1 protein-coding gene is annotated in these 261 nt (G+C 61.7%); it reads left to right on the top strand.

All coding sequences use genetic code 11. The annotated features are described in order from the left end of the window. Positions 1-261, top strand: a 261-nt coding sequence (locus SB724_RS20700; protein WP_410572806.1) for an SDR family NAD(P)-dependent oxidoreductase, incomplete at both ends; no start/stop codon positions are given.

Raw genomic sequence — 261 nt, 5'->3', positions numbered from 1 at the left:
CTCGGAGTCGATCACCACCGAGCACACCAGCCAGATGTTCGATGTGAACGTGATCGGCATTCAACGCGTCTTGCGCGCAGCGCTGCCGCAGCTCCGCAAGAACGGCTCTGGCCTGGTCATTAACGTCGGCTCGATCCTCGGTCGCGTCACCATCCCGTTCATGAGCCTCTATGGCGCGACCAAGTTCGCGGTGGAAGCCCTGACCGAAGGCTATCGCTACGAGCTCTCGCAGCTCGGTATCGACGTCGTGCTGGTGCAACC

This window comes from Bacillus sp. SIMBA_031 (genome assembly GCF_046535225.1).
GTDB lineage: Bacteria > Bacillota > Bacilli > Bacillales > Bacillaceae > Bacillus > Bacillus velezensis.
Note: the sequence above shows the minus strand (reverse complement) of the source record. Positions and strands in the feature narration are given on the sequence as shown.